Below are 22682 nucleotides of genomic sequence, written 5' to 3' on the forward strand. Positions count from 1 at the left end.
TGCTACCCTACTTATGGCATCCTTCCACCAATATAGACGAGATCATGGACGGAAACTGGGTACTTTAAACACTAAACTTCATATTGAGAGGGAAAACAAATTTTCATAAAAAAACCGACCATCAAGGCCGGTATCATTCTATTGATTGTGACTGTAACGCATTGATGGTGGTATTAAAGAATAAAACGACTCAGGTCTTCATCTTCAATAAACTCACCAAGACGTGTCGTGACATAATCCGCATCAATGGTCAGCTTAGCGCCCGCTTTATCTGTCGCATCAAACGAGATTTCGTCCATTAAACGTTCCATCACGGTATGCAAACGGCGAGCGCCGATATTCTCTGTTGTTTCGTTGACGGTCCAAGCCGCCTCAGCAATTTGAGTAATTCCATCTTCGGTAAACTCAACATCGACATCTTCTGTTTTAAGTAAAGCGATGTATTGTTCGGTCAAAGAGGCTTTGGGCTCAGTCAGAATACGTTTGAAGTCATTGCTTGATAGTGCTTCCAATTCAACCCGGATAGGCAGACGACCTTGCAATTCAGGGATTAAATCAGACGGTTTCGCCACCTGAAAGGCTCCGGATGCGACGAACAAAATATGATCCGTTTTCACCATGCCATGCTTTGTCGAAACCGTACTGCCTTCGATCAAAGGCAGCAAATCACGCTGTACGCCTTCACGTGAAACATCAGGACCAGAACTTTCCCCGCGCTTGCAGATTTTATCGATCTCATCAATAAACACAATCCCATTGTTTTCAACATTATAGATTGCTTGTTCTTTCAGCTCTTCCTGATTGACGAGTTTTCCTGCCTCTTCTTCAGTTAAAGCCTTCAACGCATCCTTAATTTTCAATGTGCGCTTTTTCTTAGTGTCGCCCGCTAGATTCTGAAACATGCCTTGAAGCTGATTGGTCATTTCTTCCATGCCAGGGGGAGCCATGATTTCTACCCCCATTTGTGGCGCAGCCACGTCGACTTCAATTTCTTTGTCGTCTAGCTGGCCTTCACGCAGTTTCTTACGAAAAACTTGGCGAGTACTTGAGTTGTCCTCTTGCTGTTCGTTCTGTCCCCAAGCGTCGCGGGCTGGTGGCAACAATGCGTCTAGAACCCGCTCTTCTGCTTGCTCCTGAGCACGAAACTGTACTTTTTCCATCGCCTGTTGATGAGTCAACTTCAACGCCACATCGGTCAAATCACGAATAATGGTTTCAACTTCCTTACCAACATAACCCACCTCGGTGAACTTTGTGGCTTCAACTTTAATGAAAGGGGCATTGGCAAGCTTTGCCAGACGGCGAGCAATTTCCGTTTTACCTACCCCCGTCGGGCCTATCATCAAAATATTCTTAGGCGTAACTTCAACTCGCAAGCTTTCTTCAAGCTGCATTCGACGCCAGCGGTTGCGCAGCGCAATAGCAACTGAACGCTTGGCGTTTTCCTGACCAATAATATGGCGGTTAAGTTCATGTACGATTTCGCGAGGCGTCATTTCAGACATAATCAATTTCCTTAAGGTCGGTTACCACTATCTGGTTTTATTCCGCGTTATCCACTGAAATTTCTAGTTCTTCGATAGTGTGGTGGTGATTCGTAAAGACACAAATATCACCAGCAATTTTTAACGATTTCTCTGCGATTTCTCGCGCATCCAATTCAGTATTCTCCAACAATGCCGTAGCGGATGCTTGAGCAAAATTCCCACCCGAACCAATAGCAATCAGATCATTTTCTGGCTGAACAACATCACCGTTGCCCGTGATGATAAGTGAGGCCGTCTCATCAGCAACCGCAAGCAAAGCTTCAAGCTTACGTAGAGCTCGATCACTACGCCAGTCTTTGGCTAACTCAACCGCGGCTTTGGTCAAATGCCCTTGATGCATTTGCAGCTTACTTTCGAAACGTTCAAATAGAGTGAAGGCATCTGCTGTCCCTCCAGCAAATCCTGCTAACACTTTATTATTGTATAAACGGCGTACTTTCTTTGCATTGCCCTTCATCACGGTGTTACCCAGAGAGACTTGCCCATCACCTGCGATAACGACTTTATTATTTCTACGAACGGATACGATTGTAGTCACGAATCAGGCCTCATTATTAGCACTTTAATTTTTTAGTTAAAAAGTATATGAGGTTCATTTGAGAAAAATTCAAGGGCATCGAAGAGGTACAAACAAATACGAAGAATAAACCTCTTAGTTCACCGATTAAAAGGCCGCCCATGTGGAATCGACTCAACGTTTCCCGCCAGAAGAAACTGACGTCACAAACACGGAAAAAAAAGCGAACAGTATCAGTCCGCTGTTTAACACCTTCACTGAGTTTCCTTCCAGATAGCACAGGGTTCTATCTTAGCTCGCTGCAACTTGTGCTTATCACGTTCAGCGTCACGTTTAAATTTATAAGGCCCCAAGACAACACGATACCAACTGCTGCCTTCTTTTTTACGAACCTTACTATTGAGACCTTGAAACGCGATATCCAATTTACGTGCTTGCGCCTGAGCATCGCTTTTATACGCACCGCATTGCATCACGTAGGGTATCTCTGAGACCACTTGCTCCTTGGCGGTCACTTCGATTTCACGATTGGGCAGCGTATCGACATAATCCCACTTCTCTTCTGGTGGTGGAGGGATTTGTTTTTTAATTTTAGGTTTGGACTGTGTTTGTTGGACAGGCGGCTGCGCAGGTTGCGGATCATTGCTTAAATGATAAAGTCCGTAACCAAATACGCCAACCATGAACACCGCCAGTAAAGCACTGCGCCATGGTTTTTTTCTCGGAGCTGACTTTTTACGTGAGGTTTTTCGGGCACTGTTGCCACGCCCGCGTTTTACATAATCTCTATTGGCCACTGTCGTACATCAACGTTTATTGTCTTGCCGCTATGGTAATGCAGAATGGCTTTCGTTTACAGAGCATAAGTGGAAGCGACACATCAAAAAATCATCGCCTCCCATTAACGGGGAAATTAGAGCGTTCTTGGTGGTGCTGCACTCGCTCTGCAAATAAACTTGGTTTCCAGCAAACGCGAACCAGCTCTAACATCATGCCCCCGCAACAAATCCAACATCATCAACATGGCCTGACGGCCAATTTCATAACGAGGTTGGGAAATTGTTGTCAATGGTGGATCACAGTACTGAGCAAACTGGATGTCATCAAAACCGACCACTGACAAATCATTAGGGACACGCAAACCAAGCTTTTTCGTCGCTTGAATGGCACCGATCGCCATCGTATCGTTGTGGCAGAAAATGGCCGTTGGAGGCTCAGGCAGAGACAGCAGTTGTTGCACTGCTTTCGCCCCATCTTCAAAAGAGAAATTACCACAAACAGAATAATTGGGATTCATGGTGATCCCCGCTCGGCGAAGTGCTTGCTGGTAACCCTGCTGACGAAACTGGCATAGAGCCGCAGAGCTTGGTCCCGAAATTTGTGCAATTCTTTTATGACCTAATCCTGTCAAGTAATTGACCGCCTCAAACGCCGAAGTGAGATTATCAATGTGAACCGTAGGTAACTCTAGCTCTGGTGCAAACTCACAAGCCATCACCATAGGTGGTAGGTTCTTTTGCTCTGGTTTACTCACGTCAAAAGGGAGATCAGTCCCAAGTAACAGCATACCATCTGCCTGTTTGGTGAAAACCAAATTGACAAAAGAGCTCTCTCGTTTTTTCTGTTGCCCACTGTCACCCAACAATACGATATAGCCATGCTCCATCGCGGCATCTTCAATACCTCGGATAATCTCTGTGTAATAAGGATCACAAATATCCGGGATGATTGCTATGATGGTTTTCGACTCGTTTCGACGTAAGTTACGCGCGAGAGAATTAGGAGAATATCCCGCTTCTAATACCGCATCTTCAACCCGCTTCCTTGTGGCTGAAGACACTTTTTCGGGGTTCATCAACGCACGTGAGACCGTCGCCGTTGATACACCTGCCAGTTGAGCAACATCCTTCATTGTCGCCATAGTTTAATTACCCTCTTGATTCCTAAACATAGTAGCGTTAATGCCACTAAAACCTAACCAGATGAGTTGCCGCTCATTCTAATATTTATTGACGAAAGCAATCGTTAACTTACTCAATATCATTCAATTTGACTCTTTAACTAGCTATTATTTTATTCATTTCGAAACATAAAGTTACGGTGAGATTAACAAAAATCAGTCTATCAAAGAGATATGAATCACAATTAAATGAAAAAGGTGTAATTTAGCTTAAGTCCTGAGGCTCGATATCTAAAGACCAGCGCACTTTCTTAGCACTGGGTAAAATCTGAATAGCGGGTTTAGCGCTGGCGAGCAACTGTTGCATTACAGAGCGAGATTGAGCTTGCAGCATTAACTGCCAACGATGTTTACCCGCTCTTTTGGGTAGCGGTGCTGGAGTGGGCCCCAGCACCTGACAATAACCCTCAAACAAAGGATGGACCGCTAGGGTATGGCGAACCTGACGCAGGAACTCTTCGACATTTTGAGATTGATTTGCTTCAGCACGAAACAAGGTCAAATACGTATAGGGTGGTAACATCGAGGATTTTCGCTCTTGCAACGCGGCCTCAGCAAAATAGCGATAACCTTTCTGAAGCAGCGTCTGTACCAAGGCATGTTCTGGATGATGAGTCTGTAAAATGACATCACCAGGTTTACTCGCCCGCCCAGCACGACCAGCCACTTGTATAAATAGTTGAGCTAAGCGTTCTGCAGCTCTGAAATCACTGCTGTACAATGAGCTATCAACATCTAGGAGCGCAACCAAGGTGACATCTGGAAAATGATGCCCTTTCGCCAGCATTTGTGTTCCAATCAATATTTGATACTGACCACTTCGAATCGCCCCTAATGCCGACTCCAAACTCCCTTTGCGGCGAGTACTGTCACGATCAAGACGAATCGTATTGTACTCAGGAAAAAGAGCCGATAGCTGGGTTTCGAGTTGTTCGGTGCCAACGCCCACAGTGACTAACTGAGAAGATCCGCAGCCTCTGCACTGATTAATGGTCGGTTGCTGAGAACCACAATGATGGCAACGAATTTCGTTGCTCTGTTGATGATAGGTATAATAGGCGTCACAACGTTCACATTCTGCTATCCAGCCGCAATCATGACACATCAAGGCTGGGGAATAACCGCGTCGATTGAGAAAAAGCATCACCTGATTGCCTGCCGTTAGGTGCTGGCGCATCTCAGCGATCAATGCGGCTGATAACCCACTTTCCAGATACTTCCCTTTGACATCCAAAACCTTATTGGTGGTAGGGACCGCATTGCCCGCTCGCAATGACAGCAGTAAATGGTGGTATTTTCCTGTCAATGCGTTATGCAAGGTTTCCAATGCCGGCGTGGCCGATCCCAGCACGATCGCGATGTTCTCTTTATTCGCTCTCATCACCGCAACATCACGAGCATGGTAGCGCAAGCTATCTTGCTGTTTATACGAAACATCATGCTCTTCATCAACGATGATAATACCAAGGTGAGAAAACGGTGTAAGGAGGGCTGAACGTGTTCCTATTACAATCCCAGCGGCATTATCTCGTGCACTCAGCCAAGCATTTAGTCTTTCTGTATCATTTAACCCTGAGTGGATAACTTCAACAGGGACATTAAAGCGTTTTCTAAAACGGTTAATGGTTTGCGGCGTTAGGCCTATCTCTGGTACTAATACCAACGCTTGTTTACCTTGCTCAAGTACAGGCTTTATCAGATTCAAGTAGACTTCGGTTTTACCCGAGCCTGTTACGCCTTCAAGTAGATAGCAACCAAACCCTGAATGGCTGTTCACCGTTGCGATAGCAATCGCTTGTTCTGAGTTAAGTTTGGGTTTGTCGACTTCGGCTTCCACATCCTGAGACCAATCGCAAATATCCGGTTTCCTTTCAACAGATTCCACCCAACCTTTTTCGGACAAGGCCTTGAGAACGGACACGGAGATACCCTCATCAACAAAGCGTTGGTGCGATAAAGCTCCCTGTTCAAGCATCTGCATTACTTTGGCTTGCTTGACCGCTCGGCCAAAGTTTCTCATCAGTTGATCGCGCCCTAAAAAGGTCAACTGCCATTCAAGCAGAGTCGAAAAGTCCGCCCTTTTTCCTTTTCGCAATGGACCCGGCATCGCATTAATCAGCGTCTCCCCAAAAGGGTGATGGTAATATTGACTACACCACTGCAAAAGTGCGTACAGCGGGGCTGGCCATAAAGGCTTAGAATCCAATACCTGTTTGATTGATTTCAGTTTCTCCAAGCTGAATTCTGAGTCATTCACCAAAGCCGTCACGACACCAATTAATGTTTGCTGACCAAACGGCACAGACACACGCCCTCCAATAATAGGAAACACGTTATCCGGGATCCGATAATCAAATTGTTTGTCTAAAGGGACGGGTAACGCTACTCGGGCAATCGTTGGTCGCATATAGGCTTAAGATAAAAGAAAAAAGAACCTCACCAGTCTAAGGGAAAATGAAGGGGTGCGAAAGAGAAGCCTAACGGTCGATAAAACTCTTCCATAAAATTTCAAGGCTAAAAAAGTAGCAACTTTTTCTGTAAATGAGTTGATCACAGGGTGGGTATTCATTACTATATCGCGCCTCAGTGGTATGGCTTGTTTTTGAACAGCGGTATCACAAGGTAACATTTTATTAACTTACGTGTGGTGTTCGGCATAGCATCGGATAGCGACACGGCCTATTTTAGAGGTTCTCCCATGAAAGCTGGTATCCACCCAGAATACAAAGCCGTTAATGCAACTTGTTCTTGCGGCAACTCATTTGAATTCAACTCAACGTTGACTAAAGAGTCTATCCACCTAGACGTATGTGACAAATGCCACCCGTTCTACACAGGTAAGCAACGTATCGTTGATACAGGTGGCCGTGTTGATCGCTTCAACAAGCGTTTTGGTGCACTATCTTCTAAGAAGTAATGACTTTCTAGAAGCTGTGAAAAAGGACGCTAACGCGTCCTTTTTTATTGGCCGATTTTCGTCACCACCAATTAAGATATCCATGCCCTTCCAAGCTGGTCTTATCTCATACCTATTGACACATTTTATCGTTTTTGCTCGTATTCTGACCTAGGCAGCATGGCTGAGTTACACTAGAATGGTTGCCCCCTGTTCTAATTATTATTAACGAGTACCTACACCTATGTCCGATGACAATCGCCAAGAGCTTTCCCGTGAAGAGCAATTCCGTCAACAAGCACTTGATTACCATGCATACCCTACCCCTGGTAAAATTGCTGTTGCCCTAACCACTCCCGCAGAAACAGCAAAAGATCTCGCATTAGCTTACAGCCCAGGTGTTGCAGAGCCTGTTCGTGAAATCGCTCAAAATGCGGATAACGCCTACAAGTATACCGCAAAGGGCAATATGGTTGCCGTCATATCGAACGGTACGGCGATTCTTGGCTTAGGTAATCTAGGCCCTCTCGCTTCTAAACCTGTTATGGAAGGAAAATCTCTTCTCTTTAAACGTTTTGCAGGCCTAGATTCGATTGATATTGAAGTAAAACATCGCACAATTGAAGAATTTGTTGATACGGTTGCCAATATTGCGGACACATTCGGCGGTATCAACTTAGAAGATATTAAAGCACCGGACTGCTTTGAAATTGAAAAACAGCTTATTGAGCGTTGTGACGTTCCAGTATTTCATGATGACCAGCATGGCACAGCCATTGTTACGGCCGCAGGTATGCTCAATGCAATCGAGCTCCAAGGAAAGAAACTCGAAGAAGCCACTATTGTTTGTCTTGGAGCTGGAGCGGCCGCGGTCGCCTGTATGGAATTGCTGATTAAGTGCGGTGCCATGAGAGAGAAAATCTATATGCTCGACCGTAAGGGCGTGATTCATACTCGTCGCGACGATCTGAACGAATATAAGCAGCTTTTTGCCAATAATACCGACAAGCGCACTTTGGAAGATGTCATTGAGGGTGCAGATCTGTTCCTCGGTGTCTCTGGTCCAAACTTGCTCGCCCCAGAGTCCCTGAAGCTCATGGCGGATAAGCCAGTCGTATTTGCGTGCTCAAACCCTGACCCAGAAATTAAGCCGGAGCTTGCTCATGAAGTTCGCAGTGACCTCATCATGGGCACAGGTCGCAGCGATTATCCGAACCAAGTCAACAATGTATTATGTTTCCCGTTCATTTTCCGGGGAGCTCTGGATGTACGTGCTAGCGAAATCAATGATGAAATGAAACTCGCCGCCGTTGATGCCATTCGAGGTTTGGCTAAAGAAGACGTCCCCGCCGATGTCCTGAAAGCCGCTGGCGTCGATAAGCTAACATTTGGGCCCGATTACATTATTCCAAAACCGATGGATTCTCGTTTACTCCCACGAGTTGCAAAAGCGGTTGCGCAGGCCGCCGTCGATTCAGGCGTGGCACGGATTGACATGCCGGACAACTATATGGACGCTTAACGCCCAACCTTTAATAAAAAGCCGCTGACATCGTCAGCGGCTTTTTATGCTTTTAAAGAAAAATCGGTTCACCTGCGGGGGAACCCTATTCATCATACGCCTCAAACTCAATACCCATCTCAGTCATCAGCTTTTTGACTTCCGTCGGAATATCGTCTGGACGATCTTTACGTAAATCTTCATCCGTTGGTAAAGGCTGCCCAGTATAAGCATGCAAAAATGCTTCACAAAGCAATTCGCTATTCGTTGCGTGGCGCAGGTTATTGATCTGACGACGGGTACGCTCATCCGTCAAAACCTTTAATACTTTCAGTGGAATAGAAACGGTAATCTTCTTTACTTGCTCACTCTTCTTCCCATGCTCAGCGTACGGGCTAATGTATTCGCCGTTCCAATCTGCCATTGCGCACCTTTATCATTTATTGTGTTTAAAGTTCGGAAACGTAATTTTAGCGGCATTTATGGCCACAAGCAAAGACATATAGACATCCAGAAGTATTGACGTCTTAAAAAATGAGAAGTAAAGTGAAGCTATCTGGGGTTGGGATAATCGCTATCCAATGCAGACCAACATGGTTTAGTGTTATTTCGACCAACTCACCACAGTTCGAAAGGAAACATTTATGAGCGCCCGCAAGTCAGCGACAATCGCGGTACGTACTGGTATCGAGTCAGACACTCAACACCATGCCGTTGTACCCCCTATCTATCTCTCGACTAACTATAGTTTTCCTGCCTTTGGTGAAGTACCGCAATATGACTATACCCGTTCAGGTAACCCTAACCGTGGTTTACTAGAAAAAACGCTGTATGGGCTTGAGAAGGGCCAAGGCGCGGTGGTAACCAATTGCGGCACATCCGCGTTAAATCTTTGGGTTTCGGCATTTTTGGGGCCCGATGACCTCATCGTTGCTCCGCATGATTGCTACGGTGGTACCTTTCGATTATTTAACACCCGAGCTCAGAAAGGTGACTTTCGAGTATTATTTATCGACCAATCTGATGATGATGCCTTAACACAAGCTTTGGCTCAAAAGCCAAAGTTAATGTTGTTGGAGACACCGTCAAACCCGCTTGTCCGAGTGGTCGACATCGCTGACCTTTGCAAGAGAGCTCATCAGGTAGGTGCGCTTGTCGCTGTCGACAATACTTTTTTGACACCCGTATTCCAGCAACCACTCGAGCTCGGCGCCGATTTTGTTGTTCATTCGACCACCAAATACCTCAATGGGCACTCTGATGTTATCGGTGGTGTTGTTATCTCCAAAACCCAGCAGCACGCCGACGATCTCGCTTGGTGGGGAAACTGTATAGGCGCGACAGGGACGCCTTTTGATAACTACATGACTTTGCGTGGTATTCGAACGTTGGGAGCAAGGATGAAAATCCACGAAGAAAGCGCCAAGCAAATACTCACTTTTCTTCAAGCCCAATCATTGGTAGAAAAGATATATCATCCTAGTCTACCGCAACATCCGGGGCATAACATCGCCAAGAAACAGCAGTCTGGTTTTGGTGCTATGCTGAGTTTCGAGTTCGCTGGCAGCGCAGAGACATTGGAATATTTCGTGAATCAACTGGAACTGTTTTCCCTAGCGGAATCCTTGGGAGGCGTAGAGAGTCTCATCTGCCACCCAGCGTCCATGACACATAGAGCGATGGGCGAAAGCGCTCTGGCTGACGCTGGGGTTTCCCAAAAACTTCTTCGCCTATCTGTCGGATTGGAGGATGTGGAAGACTTAATTTCAGATCTGGAACAAGCTTTTCAAAACACGGAGAAAGCGTTTGTATGAGTGTTCAACGTCAGCTTCACAAGTTTGGCGGAAGCAGCTTGGCCAATGCTGAATGCTACCGTCGCGTAACCAATATCCTCAAAGAGTACTCATCAGAAGAGGACTTAATCGTTGTCTCTGCAGCAGGGAAAACGACCAACCGTTTGATTGCATTTCTTGATCTGCTCAATAAAGATGGCCGTTTAGCCCATGAAGAACTTCAGTCATTGCGCCAATTCCAAATACAATTAATTGAAGAGTTACTGACTGGCGAAGTGCAACAACAACTTTTAGCCACCTTAAACGATGAGTTCAGTACGCTTGGTACCCTCACAACACCAATCGACGCTGCACAACGGTCAGCCGTACTCGGCCATGGGGAAGTCTGGTCTTCACGCCTACTAGCCGCATTACTCAATCAATCTCAATTAAAATCGGTCGCCCAAGACTCTCGTGCTTTTCTTCGCACACAAAACGGAACCCAACCGGAGATAGATAGAGGATCGTCTTACCCTTTAGTCAAACAAGTTTTAGCCCAACATGCTCACCATCGCTTGGTGATAACCGGCTTTATGGCACAAGATGACCTTGGTCTAACTGTACTGCTTGGACGCAACGGTTCAGACTACTCAGCAACCGTCATTGGTGCACTTGCTGAAGTTGATAGAGTCACAATATGGAGTGATGTAGCGGGCGTTTATAGCGCTGATCCGAGGTTGGTTTCAGACGCATGTCTGCTGCCTCTACTCCGCCTCGATGAAGCCAATGAACTGGCGCGCCTTGCCGCCCCTGTTTTACATAGCCGTACTCTTCAACCTGTCTCACAAAGCACCATGGACCTTCATTTACGGTGCAGCTTTGAACCAGAAGGCGGTTCAACTCATATTGAACGCGTTCTCGCATCAGGTAGAGGAGCGAAAATTATCACCTCGCTCAAAGACATCTTACTTATCCAACTTAACTTCTCATCGGGCCACGACTTTCATCGTCTGGAGAAAGAGACATTAGCCAGCTTAAAACGCGCTCAATTGGAGCCACTCACTTACGAGTCATTAGGCGATCAACACTGTCTGCGCCTCGCCTACACAGCAGAAATTGTGGGCGGTGCGCTTGAGTACCTGCAAGATTCCGCCATTGATGCGGAAATAAAACTTAAGGAAGGATACTCTGTGATAGCGGCAGTTGGTGCGGGCGTCACAAAAAACCCCAACCATTGCTATGGTTTCTACCAACAACTCAAGCTATCTCCGGTGGAATTCATTTCAGAATCACAGTCTGGTTTGAGCTTAGTTGCCGTCCTACGCAATACTGACATTGACGCTTTAGTCAATTCAGTACACAACCAACTATTTCAGGCCCAGAAGCGTGTTGCGATCGCTCTTTGTGGCAAAGGCAATATTGGATCCAGTTGGCTTGAGCTGTTTGCCAAACAAAAATCGGAACTGGAAAAACGCCGAGGGATGAGTTTTGAACTGGTCGCGGTAGTCACTAGTCAAACGTTCTGGTTTGATCCCCAAGGTATTGATGCCAGCACGGTCGATGCACGCTACGATGATGAAGCCACTGAATATCAAAGTGATGAGTGGGTAAAAACTCTGGGCGCAATGAAAGGGTATGATGATGCAGTGGTGATCGATGTCACGGCAAGCAAACAACTCGCCCTGCGGTACCTAGAGATTGCAGAGCAAGGCATGCATCTTATCTCCGCAAATAAGGTCGCAGGATCGTCTTCCAGTCTCTACTATCATCAGATTCAGGGTGCCTTTTCTAAAATAAACCGTCATTGGCTCTACAATGCGACCGTTGGCGCGGGCCTACCCATCAATCACACCGTCAAAGACCTGCGAGAAAGTGGTGATGACATTCAGGCGCTGTCGGGCATTTTTTCGGGAACACTCTCATGGTTGTTCCAACAATACGATGGTCAGGTGCCATTTTCAGAGCTGATTGAATTAGCCTGGCAGCAAGGACTGACCGAGCCCGATCCCCGCAGTGATCTTGACGGATCTGATGTGATGCGAAAACTGGTCATTTTGGCTCGTGAAGCCGGTCTTAATCTAGAGCCCGAAGCGGTGAAAGTCGAAAGCCTAGTGCCGGCCGAGCTATCCAATATGTCACTGGATGATTTCCTAGACCAAAGCACATTACTTAGCGAATTACTTGCAGAGAGGTTGGAAAAAGCGCAGCAAGAGGATAAAGTCCTTCGCTACGTGGCCAGATTGGAGAAAAATGGCACAGCGACGGTTGGCGTTGAAGCCCTAAGCAAAGAACATGCACTGGCGAACCTACTTCCCTGCGACAATATCTTCGCCATTGAAAGTAAGTGGTACAAAGATAACCCATTGGTCATTAGAGGGCCTGGTGCTGGGCGAGAAGTCACAGCGGGCGCAATTCAGTCTGATCTCAACTTACTGACCGCTTCCCTTTAGCCTTTTACGCTCACCTTATCAGCGCAGTTTAGGGCTGCGCTTACCACTTTCATTTTATATTCAACCTCACTTGAAAACATCTAATCTTTAACTTGAATATAATTCATAATTGTAGCGTTGACTTTCAAGCGTATTCACTACATTCTGTAGACATATAGACGTCTAAACGTCGATTGGAATTTGAGTTTTCGTGGTCATTGTGGCTGCATGGAGAGAGTAAGATGGGATACACACACGCAAGTCACATAGACGCTTTAAATCAAAACATTGCTGACATCTCTGACAACATCAATGTGTCATTTGAATTTTTTCCACCAAGTAGTCAAAAAATGGAAGAAACTCTTTGGAGCTCCGTTCATCGACTAAAAGAACTTCAACCTAAATTTGTTTCCGTTACCTATGGCGCTAATTCTGGCGAGCGAGACCGAACCCATTCCATTATAAAAGCCATCAAAGATGAAACCGACTTAATCGCGGCACCTCACCTAACTTGTATTGATGCCTCACGAGAAGAACTGATTACTATCGCTGATGATTATTGGCAAAGTGGGATTCAAAGTATTGTGGCACTTCGTGGGGACATTCCAGCTGGTGGGGGAAAACCAGAAATGTACGCTTCCGATTTGGTGACTCTTCTTAAAGAGCGTCATGATTTTGATATATCAGTCGCGGCCTTTCCGGAAGTTCACCCTGAAGCGAAGAGTGCACAAGCCGATCTAATCAACTTAAAACGCAAAGTTGAGGCCGGTGCTAATCGAGCCATTACTCAATTTTTCTTTGATGTCGAGAGCTACCTTCGTTTTCGTGACCGCTGCGTAGCCGCAGGCATTGATGTGGAAATCGTGCCGGGCATCTTACCAGTCTCCAACTTTAAACAAGCCTCTCGCTTCGCTTTGCAAAATAATGTGAGAGTGCCCAGCTGGATGTCTAAGCAGTTTGAAGGGTTAGAAGATGACCCAACAACACGACAGCTTGTGGGCGCAAGTCAAGCCATCGATATGATCAGAGTCTTGAGCCGCGAAGGCGTTAAAGATTTTCACTTCTATACTCTCAATCGTGCAGAAATGACGTACGCACTTTGCCATACCTTAGGTGTGCGCCCAAGAAATTAGAACCACCAATGACTATAAAGGGTTGGCAAATGACCAACCCTTTTATAATCAGAGGGTGTCACATTTACTCGACTTCATCCATCTTACCTAGAAGATTGCGAATACGTTCTTGCCAAACAGTATGCTCCTGCTGCATCTGCTCAGTTTGCTGCTCAAGAGCCTCACGACTAGTTCGCAATTCACCAGCCTCTACAGCCAGCTTGTCTTTCTCTTCTTTAAGTTCTTCGACTTCCATTTGGAGAAGTGCAATCGTATCCACTGCGGTTTGGATTTTTGCTTCTAATTTTTCCAGTACTTCAAAAGACATTTTCGCCTACCTTGTATTATTCGCTGATCGTGAAGGGCTTCTCCACCTTATGCCCTCATTCTACTCAGGCAGAGAATGATAAACACGCCCTATATTCGATATTTTGCACTATTCGATTAAAAAAACGACACACATTGACAATACGCTAACTAAAGTACAGCCATCGCAGATAAATTGTGAATGTTTGCTGCTTTGTTGAGCCACTTGTCACCCATCAGACAAACCCATCATCAAACTCGTGGAGTATGATAAAATCCCATTTACTTTACTCTTACCTATTATTTCCTACGGAGTCATCATGAAACGTGATTTAGCAATGGCATTCGCTTGTGTCACAGAAGGGGCTGCTTTAGCCGGCCATCAATGGTTAGGACGCGGCGATAAAAACGCCGCTGATGGCGCAGCAGTCACTGCCATGCGGAACTTGCTTAATGACACCAATATTCAAGGTGAGATTGTGATTGGGGAAGGCGAGATTGACGATGCGCCCATGCTCTATATTGGTGAACGTGTGGGATTAGGCGGTGAACACGTCGATATTGCCGTAGACCCTATTGAAGGGACCCGAATGACCGCTATGGGGCAATCGAATGCGCTGGCCGTTCTTGCCGCTGGCGAAAAAGGCAGCTTTCTCAAAGCACCTGATATGTATATGGAAAAGCTCGTTGTTGGCCCCGAAGCAAAAGGCTGTATCGATCTGAATAAGCCTCTTAAAGAAAACTTGGACAGTATTGCACAAGCGCTCAATAAACCACTGAATAAATTAACCGTTATAACGCTGGCCAAACCACGCCATGAAGCGATCATTGCTGATATGCAAGCCTGGGGTGTTCGCGTATTTTCCGTTCCAGATGGGGATGTCGCAGCCTCGATTCTCACTTGCATACCCGATAGTGACGTCGATGTCATGTATTGTATTGGTGGCGCCCCAGAAGGGGTCATTTCGGCCGCGGTAATACGAGCCTTGGACGGCGACATGCAAGGGCGTTTACTTCCGCGCCATCAAGTCAAAGGGGACACTGACGAAAATCGTCTTTACGGCGCTGAAGAATTGAAACGTTGCCATGAAATGGGGGTCGAAGCCAACGTTGTCCTTCCTTTAAAATCAATGGCCCGCAGTAACAATGTGATATTTTCCGCAACAGGGATCACAAAAGGCGACCTGCTTGACGGAATTACTCGCAACAATAATACCGCCACAACAGAGACATTGCTGATCACCGGCAAGTGCCGAACAATTCGCCGCATGCAATCGACACACTCTCTTGATCATAACGGCTCATAAATCCATGGTTCAATAGTCGACATGAAAGTCTCCATGATGAAGATAAGTACTCAGTGAATGCCGCAATAGTGAAGAACCATTACTGGCTTAACCTAGCCCTCAACCCATACATTGTTTATGGATCCCTCTTCATCCTCACGGATTTAGAGCTACTTTCGTAGAGGTACATTGTCAGGGAGCTTCGCACAAGACCGTTACCAGCCATGCACTACCCCTAGGCTACTGCCAGTCGTATAGCAGGGCTCGCTGCATAAGAGCAAGCTCGAATGCTGAAACAATAATTACAATAGCTTACGCCCGAAGGACGCTACAGTAATGAATCACGTTGATCATGCTTAACAGCAATATTTCGGATTGGCGTTTGATCGGCAGGCGAACCGCCGCTTTTTGCCATTAGCACAATATGGCTTTCCTAGATATGACTTTTGAACGGCAGCGAATGCGCCAATTTTAAGCTAATCGCACAGATGCGATCAGGCGAACACTCCCGTAAAGGAATGCCGTTGATCGGATTGTGCGATCCGACCAACGGATTTCGACTACTAAGTTTGCGAGGGTGGGAAGTAAATACTGACTAAAAGTTAGTATTTACTTTGGCCATAGCCCTCGAGGTTAGAGACCTCCGCGACTCTCGTCGCACTACATCATGCCGCCCATACCACCCATACCACCCATGCCGCCCATATCAGGCATCGCTGGTGCATCTTTTTGTGGTAGGTCAGTGACCATTGCTTCGGTTGTGATCATCAGACCTGCAACCGATGCGGCAAACTGAAGTGCTGAACGAGTCACTTTAGTTGGGTCTAAAATACCCATCTCTAGCATGTCACCATATTCACCTGTTGCCGCGTTGTAGCCATAGCTACCTTCACCAGCTTTAACATTATTCGCCACAACAGAATCCTCGGCGCCTGCATTCATTGTGATCTGGCGCAGTGGCGCTTCCATTGCACGCAGCGCAACACGGATGCCGACGTTCTGCTCTTCATTATCACCTTGAAGTTCAGTGATCTTAGAAGCAGCACGAATAAGGGCGACACCACCACCTGCAACAACACCTTCTTCAACAGCTGCGCGCGTTGCGTGAAGAGCGTCTTCGACACGATCTTTTTTCTCTTTCATTTCAACTTCAGTTGCAGCGCCTACTTTAATCACGGCGACACCACCAGCAAGCTTTGCAACACGCTCTTGCAACTTCTCTTTATCGTAGTCAGATGTTGCTTCTTCGATTTGCTGACGAATTTGAACCACACGACCTTGGATCATGTTTTCTTCACCAACACCATCAATGATGGTGGTATTTTCTTTAGTGATAGCAATTCGCTTCGCCTGACCTAAATCTTCTAACGTCACTTTTTCAAGTTCCAAACCTACTTCTTCAGAGATAACCGTACCACCCGTCAGGATAGCAATATCTTGAAGCATAGCTTTACGACGGTCACCAAAACCAGGGGCTTTAACAGCCGCCACTTTTACAATCCCACGCATATTATTTACAACAAGTGTTGCAAGGGCTTCACCTTCAACATCTTCAGCAATGATAAGAAGAGGGCGCGAAGCTTTTGCTACCGCTTCCAAAGTTGGCAACAATTCGCGAATATTAGAAACTTTTTTATCGATGAGTAGAACAAATGGGCTTTCCAGCTCAACTGAACCCGCTTCTTGGTTGTTGATGAAATAAGGAGATAGGTAACCGCGATCAAATTGCATGCCTTCAACGACATCCAACTCATCTTGTAATGCTTGCCCCTCTTCAACAGTGATGACACCATCAAGACCCACTCTTTCCATCGCTTCTGCGATAATTTTACCGACACTTGAGTCAGAGTTCGCCGAGATAGTACCTACCTGTTCGATTTCTTTACTGCCTTTACAGTCAACAGATAGTTGCCCCAACTCTTCAACTGCAGCGACAACTGCTTTATCGATACCACGTTTTAGGTCCATCGGGTTCATACCCGCCGCGACGGCTTTAAGCCCTTCACTAACAATAGACTGAGCAAGAACAGTGGCTGTTGTGGTACCGTCACCAGCAGCATCATTCGCCTGAGAAGCCACTTCTTTAACCATCTGTGCACCCATGTTCTGGAACTTATCTTCCAGCTCAATTTCACGTGCAACAGATACGCCATCTTTAGTGATGGTTGGTGCGCCAAATGACTTATCCAGTACTACATTACGGCCTTTTGGACCCAGCGTTACTTTTACTGCATCAGCCAGAACGTTTACACCTTCAAGCATTTTTACACGTGCGTCATTACCAAATTTAACGTCTTTAGCAGCCATTTTTAGTTTCCTTTTCTAAATTCTATTGGGTTTATATTTGAATATGAGCAAAAAATTACTCAATGATTGCTATTTTTCAACGATAGCCATGATGTCGCTTTCTGACATGACCAAAACTTCTTTGCCATCGATTTTTTCAGTTTTTGTGCCGTAACCTTCTGCGAAGATCACCGTATCACCAACCTCTACATCCAGTGGCATCACAGTACCACTTTCTAGAATGCGGCCTTTGCCTACGGCCAGAATAGTGCCACGCGTTGATTTCTCTGCGGCAGAACCAGTCAGAACAATACCACCCGCTGATTTTGACTCAACTTCTTGGCGTTCTACGATAACTCGGTCATGTAATGGACGAATGTTCATCGGTCGTCTCTCCTGATTAGTGTCTATATAGTTTGATGAGGGCTCTAGGCAACCAGTGCCTAGAGCTATAAAAATCTTGTGATAACTATATGAGGGACAGAAAGAGTAAACCCAAGGGGGAAGAGAAGATTTTTGTGATGTAACCTAAGAAATGAAAACGAGTGAGTACAATTTTTTAAGTTTGAACGTCACTCGCCCAGAAGAAAATGTCAGCTCGGCTACTCTGCCAGCACCCGACCATTATTTACAATTTTTCTTTCCTAAATGCATACAACATGAGCACAATAGCAAAACTCAGCATAACTCCCAGTAATGTTCCTAGAACGACGATTAAAGCCCGCTTCGGTCTGTCTCTAGTAATTGGCGGTTCGATATTCTCGATAAAACGGAAGGTCTGGAACTCAATCTTTCTATTTATCTTGAGACTTTCAAGCATCATTAACTTGGCATTAATTTCTTGTATTCTAGGCTCGATAACATTTAGATTTTTGACAGACTTGAGAGCTTGTATTTTCGCCGCTAATGCCTTAGCCCCAAAAGAAATATCAAATAGTTCTTTTCTGGAGTTGAGTTGAATGGGTTCTGTTATTGAGGCTGCCTCGGCAATACCCAAAGCATATTCCGCTTTATCAACTTCATCCATTAAGCGATGTTTGGCTTGATTCATTAGAATTTGTTTTTGCTGACTTAGCTCATTTTTCTTTGAACTTACGATCGCGTCTAAATTATTAAGTGCATCCTGATGCGCTTTGTGTTTGATCACATCTATATACTGCTTGAGTAACAGAAAGCTACTTTCTCTGGATGTTGACTGAAAAGCGATATCATAAGGAACTGCATTTTTTTCCGTTTCCTTAACTACCCTTTCCGCTGACGCAGAGATCTTAGTAAACCACCCCGAATACAATGCACGCCTAGCAATCTCCAGTTCTTCTGGGGCAAGATCCTCATTTAGCTTTTCTTTAAATTTTTTAAACTCATCACTAGAATCTAAGAAAACTCTTTTATTGTTACTCGAATTGAAAGCACCCATGAATCGCTTAAAGAGCACTTTTGGGTCAATCAGATCATCCAGTTCTTCATTAACTAAAACGCTTCCATCATCTTGGTAAATGTCAAAGATCGGTTGATACTGTTTGACTTGTTGTCGATAAGCGGCCAAATCTTGTTCTTGAGCTTGCCCAACTTTAGCTTGAGACGACCACCATTCTTGTGCGTTTAATGAGTAGAAAAGAGCAACTAAGAAAAAGACAAACGTAATAATGGAAATCGTCAATTTTCCGTTCCAAAGCGCTTTAACCACTTCTCTAAGATCAATTTCATCATGTCTTGAATGTGACTCTGGCGAGGGAGGTACGTAATGTTCAGTGGTTGAGTTTTGGTTTTTCTCGCTCACAACTAACCCTTTCTAAGGCGGATACGCCTGTTTGTTTATGAAACAATTTGTAGCGCGAGAGTTTACCATAGCGACTATGGGGTGACCAGAGGGAGCATTTTAAATGCTATCTATCGCCAATTTTCAAAAGCAATTACATCAGCATTATGCCCTGATTTTTCTGGAACATCACCTTCTAGGGCTTCATGGAATTTACCCACCTGCCCAACCAATTCTCTCATCAGAACGACATTAGTGTGATTAGGATTTTTACAACGACCCACGACTCTATCTATATGACTTTGCTGTGCCCACAACCTTTCCTGCATATCCACGGAAGCGGAGTTGATCATCTCCTCACACATATTCTTTTTAAAACGATTGAAGGCGTCTGGGTTGTCTTGAGCGAGTATCATTAGCTCATCGAAAGACGGTAAGGTTTGGTTTATTAATGTCGCATTCATTGGGCTTTGCCTTTAATGATAGTTATATCACCATAAGGAAAGCTTAGATGAGAGCAGAAAAATGTGAAGGCATAAATGAGCCTTTTCTCATTTATAAGAAAGTTTCACCGCTGTCATTTGATTTGGCCTCTCACCCGCTCAGCGCCCAATAACCGATACGTTTACATTTCGTTCCCTTCGCTTGTTGCGAATGACAGTTAATGGAATAAAAAGTCAACAGCTTAAATTTAACCCTTGCACTTTTATCATCCACTTTTCGTTGGTTGTCAGCAGGAGGTGGGTCAATCGTTACCACGTAAAGAAATTTCCCCGCCAATGTAACTTTCAATCCCATTGCCAGTTTCAAGTAATATGGCACCTTGGTCATTAATCCCTTTTGCAATCCCCGAAATTGTTTTTGACCCGAGCATCAATTTGACCGGTCTATCAATATAGTTATCCAGACAATTCCAACGCTCGACCAATCCAACCATACCGTCCACTTCATAAGCAAGCATCGCTTTATTTAATGTACGTATCATGGCAGCCGCTAGCTGATTTCTATCCATCTCCTCACCGTTTGTGACTTGCGCTAAGCTAGACCAAGGTTGGTCGATGTCACCCATGATATGAGGCATGTTTAGGTTCATTCCCATTCCGATGACCAAATTCGCCGCACCACCTGCCTGCCCTGATAATTCAACTAAAATCCCAGCTAGCTTTCGATCCTGATAATAAAGATCGTTAGGCCACTTAAGCTTAATACCTTTAATACCGAAATCCGACAATGCTTCAACAATCGCCACACCCACGACCAAACTTAACCCCATCGCAGCCGCCATACCTGCTTCCAATCGCCAAAACATCGATAAATAGAGGTTTGAACCAAACGGAGATACCCATTCCCTGCCTCGCCGGCCTCGCCCCTTAGACTGATATTCAGCCACACACGCAGCCCCAGATTGAAGCGACTCCCCTCGATCGATAAGATACTGATTGGTAGAATCAATAATGGGGACAAGCTCAACGGGTGTAGAAACTAACCTACATATCGCCTTTTCATCTAGCAATTGAAAGGAATGAGCTAATTGGTAGCCTTTGCCCTGAACCCGAAAAATATCCACTCCCCACTTCTGAATACCTTGAATGTGCTTGCTGATGGCAGCCCGTGATACACCAAGTTGATCCCCCAATGCCTCACCAGAATGGAAGCAACCATCAGACAAAATCTTGAGAATCGACAGTTTTATCTTGTGTTCTTTCATCGCGCCACCTGAAGAATCTCATCTAAGCTCGTCTCGCCATATTTTCCGATAAAACGCACCTCATGCTCTAACTTCACATCGTATTCAGCCTCGACTGTCTGACGAACGAGAACAGCGAGCTGAACGATATCCGATGCGCTCGCCTGTCTCTTATTCACAATCACTAATGCCTGTTTAGGATGAACTTGCCCACCACCTACAACTGTCCCTTTCAATCCGCACTGTTCAATAAGCCAACCGGCGGCTATCTTCATTCCATTTTGGGTTGGATAAGAGACCAAGTTTGGAAGCTTTGCCTTCAGCAAATCATGTTGTGCTTTAGACAGCACTGGATTTTTAAAAAAGCTACCTGCGTTGCCGACTTTCTGTGGGTCGGGGAGTTTCTCCATCCTCACCTCAGAAACTCGTTGATAAATCTGCTGCGCCGTTACTGACTCTGGATCAAAGGATTGGAGTGGGCCATAGGCAGTATTAGGGCGCCACGTCTTGGCAAGTTTAAGGCCAACAGCAACGATGACAACTTTTTGATAAAGCTGATGTTTAAAAATAGAGTCGCGATAGCCAAACTGGCACTCAGATGCGGTCATACGCTCGATCTGATTATTCTCTAGATTTAAGACATCAACATATTCACATACATCCTTTAACTCCATGCCGTAGGCACCAATGTTTTGAATCGGCGCGCTACCCACACAACCTGGAATCAAGGCTAAATTCTCTAAACCAGAATACTCTTGTTCGATCGACCAAAGCACCAATGACGGCCAGTCTTCACCAGCGTTAATGTGCAGATGCCAATCATGTTTAGATTCTGTCACCTGTTTACCCATGATTCTGTTTACAATGACGACACCTTCAAACCTTTCTGTGAACAAGACATTACTTCCTCGTCCAAGTATTAACTTTGGTAATTCAAAATAATCAGAATGTTGGTATAACTGCTTCAGCTCTTCGATTGAGCTAACTTCAGCTAAGTAATCACAAGACTGTGGAAGAGAAAACGTATGGTAATGACTGAGGTCGGCATTCGAGAGTATTTGCATTGGCTTTCTTAGATAAACTAAACTTCGCCCATTCTAACTTATTTAAATGCTGGGTGATAATGGACAAATTTACAATAGAAACTTTACCCCCAATGAAACTGCCTTTGGTGACTCGTTTATACAAAGCGCACTACCCATCAGGCAAAGCGAAAAAGGACGAGCTAACTATTGTTGGCTATTTAAATTCAAGTATCGTCGCGGTCGTTCGTTTCAGAACAATTGAAGAGTATAGATTGTTGACTGGAATGTTAGTCATTCCTGAACATCAAGGATATGGTCTAGGTCATCAGCTACTCAAGCATTGCCATTCCTATGAATTGAGAGAGGGTGATTTTTGCTTTTCATATAAGCACTTAATTTCACTCTACCAACAGTTCGATTTTCATACTGTTAGCAACAGCGAGCTACCAAACACGTTGCAAGCGTTGTTCACACGATATACCCGCAGTGGGAAGGCCCTCATTCCTATGCAATACAAAGGATATAGAAAGTAAACGCATTCACTTCTAACCTTTATCTGGATTACTATGCAGTTATCCGCGATTTTGCTAAACTCCTGA

The 22682-nt window shown here is 45.3% G+C and carries 20 protein-coding genes; 7 read left to right on the plus strand and 13 right to left on the minus strand.

All coding sequences use genetic code 11. The features are described 5' to 3' along the window. Positions 1 to 173: 173 nt before the first annotated feature. From hslU to priA, 5 genes are all read right to left on the minus strand, one after another. Positions 174 to 1505, minus strand: a complete 1332-nt coding sequence (gene hslU, locus HLM86_RS16175) for an ATP-dependent protease ATPase subunit HslU (RefSeq protein WP_076588965.1) — start codon at positions 1503 to 1505, stop codon at positions 174 to 176. Between the two features lie 37 nt (positions 1506 to 1542). Next, entirely contained in the window at positions 1543 to 2085 is a 543-nt protein-coding gene (hslV, locus tag HLM86_RS16180) for an ATP-dependent protease subunit HslV (protein ID WP_076588966.1), read from the minus strand. A gap of 233 nt (positions 2086 to 2318) precedes the next feature. Continuing rightward, positions 2319 to 2861, minus strand: coding sequence for an SPOR domain-containing protein (locus tag HLM86_RS16185; protein WP_170883296.1), 543 nt, complete (start codon positions 2859 to 2861; stop codon positions 2319 to 2321). A gap of 116 nt (positions 2862 to 2977) precedes the next feature. Next, on the minus strand, positions 2978 to 3985 hold the full coding sequence (gene cytR, locus HLM86_RS16190; protein WP_076588968.1) for a DNA-binding transcriptional regulator CytR: 1008 nt from the start codon (positions 3983 to 3985) through the stop codon (positions 2978 to 2980). A gap of 244 nt (positions 3986 to 4229) precedes the next feature. After that, positions 4230 to 6431 (minus strand): primosomal protein N', encoded by a 2202-nt coding sequence (priA, locus tag HLM86_RS16195; RefSeq protein ID WP_170883294.1) that lies wholly within the window; start codon positions 6429 to 6431, stop codon positions 4230 to 4232. Between the two features lie 291 nt (positions 6432 to 6722). Between priA and rpmE the strand changes: the two genes are divergently transcribed. Together rpmE and HLM86_RS16205 are read left to right on the plus strand one after the other, a co-directional pair. Then, positions 6723 to 6941 (plus strand): 50S ribosomal protein L31, encoded by a 219-nt coding sequence (gene rpmE, locus HLM86_RS16200; protein WP_076588970.1) that lies wholly within the window; start codon positions 6723 to 6725, stop codon positions 6939 to 6941. Between the two features lie 223 nt (positions 6942 to 7164). Beyond that, the gene (locus HLM86_RS16205; protein WP_076588971.1) at positions 7165 to 8442 is read left to right on the plus strand and encodes a malic enzyme-like NAD(P)-binding protein; all 1278 of its coding nucleotides are present in this window, start codon (positions 7165 to 7167) and stop codon (positions 8440 to 8442) included. Positions 8443 to 8527: 85 nt separating this feature from the next. Here the strand turns inward: HLM86_RS16205 and metJ are convergent, their stop codons facing one another. Beyond that, positions 8528 to 8845 carry a met regulon transcriptional regulator MetJ gene (gene metJ / locus HLM86_RS16210; protein WP_076588972.1) on the minus strand — a complete coding sequence of 106 codons (318 nt, stop codon included), beginning with the start codon at positions 8843 to 8845 and terminating at the stop codon, positions 8528 to 8530. A 220-nt stretch (positions 8846 to 9065) separates the two neighbouring features. Here metJ and HLM86_RS16215 point away from each other — a divergent pair, with 220 nt between their 5' ends. From HLM86_RS16215 to metF, 3 genes are all read left to right on the plus strand, one after another. Further along, entirely contained in the window at positions 9066 to 10235 is a 1170-nt protein-coding gene (locus HLM86_RS16215; protein ID WP_170883292.1) for an O-succinylhomoserine (thiol)-lyase, read from the plus strand. Then, positions 10232 to 12643, plus strand: coding sequence for a bifunctional aspartate kinase/homoserine dehydrogenase II (locus HLM86_RS16220; RefSeq protein ID WP_170883290.1), 2412 nt, complete (start codon positions 10232 to 10234; stop codon positions 12641 to 12643). Before HLM86_RS16215 ends, HLM86_RS16220 begins: the two co-directional genes overlap by 4 nt. Before the next feature lie 221 nt (positions 12644 to 12864). Beyond that, on the plus strand, positions 12865 to 13755 hold the full coding sequence (gene metF / locus HLM86_RS16225; protein ID WP_076588975.1) for a methylenetetrahydrofolate reductase: 891 nt from the start codon (positions 12865 to 12867) through the stop codon (positions 13753 to 13755). A 64-nt stretch (positions 13756 to 13819) separates the two neighbouring features. Here the strand turns inward: metF and zapB are convergent, their stop codons facing one another. Next, a complete protein-coding gene (gene zapB / locus HLM86_RS16230) occupies positions 13820 to 14062 on the minus strand; it encodes a cell division protein ZapB (protein ID WP_076588976.1) in 243 nt (80 codons plus the stop codon). A gap of 298 nt (positions 14063 to 14360) precedes the next feature. On the opposite strand from zapB, the gene glpX reads away from it, so the two are divergent. Further along, the gene (glpX, locus tag HLM86_RS16235; RefSeq protein WP_170883288.1) at positions 14361 to 15347 is read left to right on the plus strand and encodes a class II fructose-bisphosphatase; all 987 of its coding nucleotides are present in this window, start codon (positions 14361 to 14363) and stop codon (positions 15345 to 15347) included. Positions 15348 to 15986: 639 nt separating this feature from the next. Here glpX and groL read toward each other — a convergent pair. From groL to murB, 6 genes are all read right to left on the minus strand, one after another. Further along, on the minus strand, positions 15987 to 17633 hold the full coding sequence (groL, locus tag HLM86_RS16240) for a chaperonin GroEL (protein WP_076588985.1): 1647 nt from the start codon (positions 17631 to 17633) through the stop codon (positions 15987 to 15989). A 69-nt stretch (positions 17634 to 17702) separates the two neighbouring features. Next, a complete protein-coding gene (locus HLM86_RS16245) occupies positions 17703 to 17996 on the minus strand; it encodes a co-chaperone GroES (RefSeq protein WP_076588984.1) in 294 nt (97 codons plus the stop codon). Positions 17997 to 18240: 244 nt separating this feature from the next. Continuing rightward, the gene (locus HLM86_RS16250) at positions 18241 to 19392 is read right to left on the minus strand and encodes an LPS O-antigen chain length determinant protein WzzB (protein WP_170883286.1); all 1152 of its coding nucleotides are present in this window, start codon (positions 19390 to 19392) and stop codon (positions 18241 to 18243) included. A gap of 110 nt (positions 19393 to 19502) precedes the next feature. Beyond that, the gene (locus HLM86_RS16255; protein WP_170883284.1) at positions 19503 to 19835 is read right to left on the minus strand and encodes a DUF3135 domain-containing protein; all 333 of its coding nucleotides are present in this window, start codon (positions 19833 to 19835) and stop codon (positions 19503 to 19505) included. A gap of 281 nt (positions 19836 to 20116) precedes the next feature. After that, positions 20117 to 21079 (minus strand): bifunctional biotin--[acetyl-CoA-carboxylase] ligase/biotin operon repressor BirA, encoded by a 963-nt coding sequence (gene birA / locus HLM86_RS16260; protein ID WP_170883282.1) that lies wholly within the window; start codon positions 21077 to 21079, stop codon positions 20117 to 20119. Next, complete coding sequence (gene murB, locus HLM86_RS16265) at positions 21076 to 22122, minus strand: UDP-N-acetylmuramate dehydrogenase (protein WP_170883281.1); 1047 nt, start codon at positions 22120 to 22122, stop codon at positions 21076 to 21078. Before murB ends, birA begins: the two co-directional genes overlap by 4 nt. A 59-nt stretch (positions 22123 to 22181) precedes the next feature. Here murB and HLM86_RS16270 point away from each other — a divergent pair, with 59 nt between their 5' ends. Further along, positions 22182 to 22616 (plus strand): GNAT family N-acetyltransferase, encoded by a 435-nt coding sequence (locus tag HLM86_RS16270; RefSeq protein WP_170883279.1) that lies wholly within the window; start codon positions 22182 to 22184, stop codon positions 22614 to 22616. The last annotated feature ends 66 nt before the right edge of the window (positions 22617 to 22682 follow it).

Source organism: Vibrio ostreicida, from assembly GCF_013074385.2.
GTDB lineage: Bacteria > Pseudomonadota > Gammaproteobacteria > Enterobacterales > Vibrionaceae > Vibrio > Vibrio ostreicida.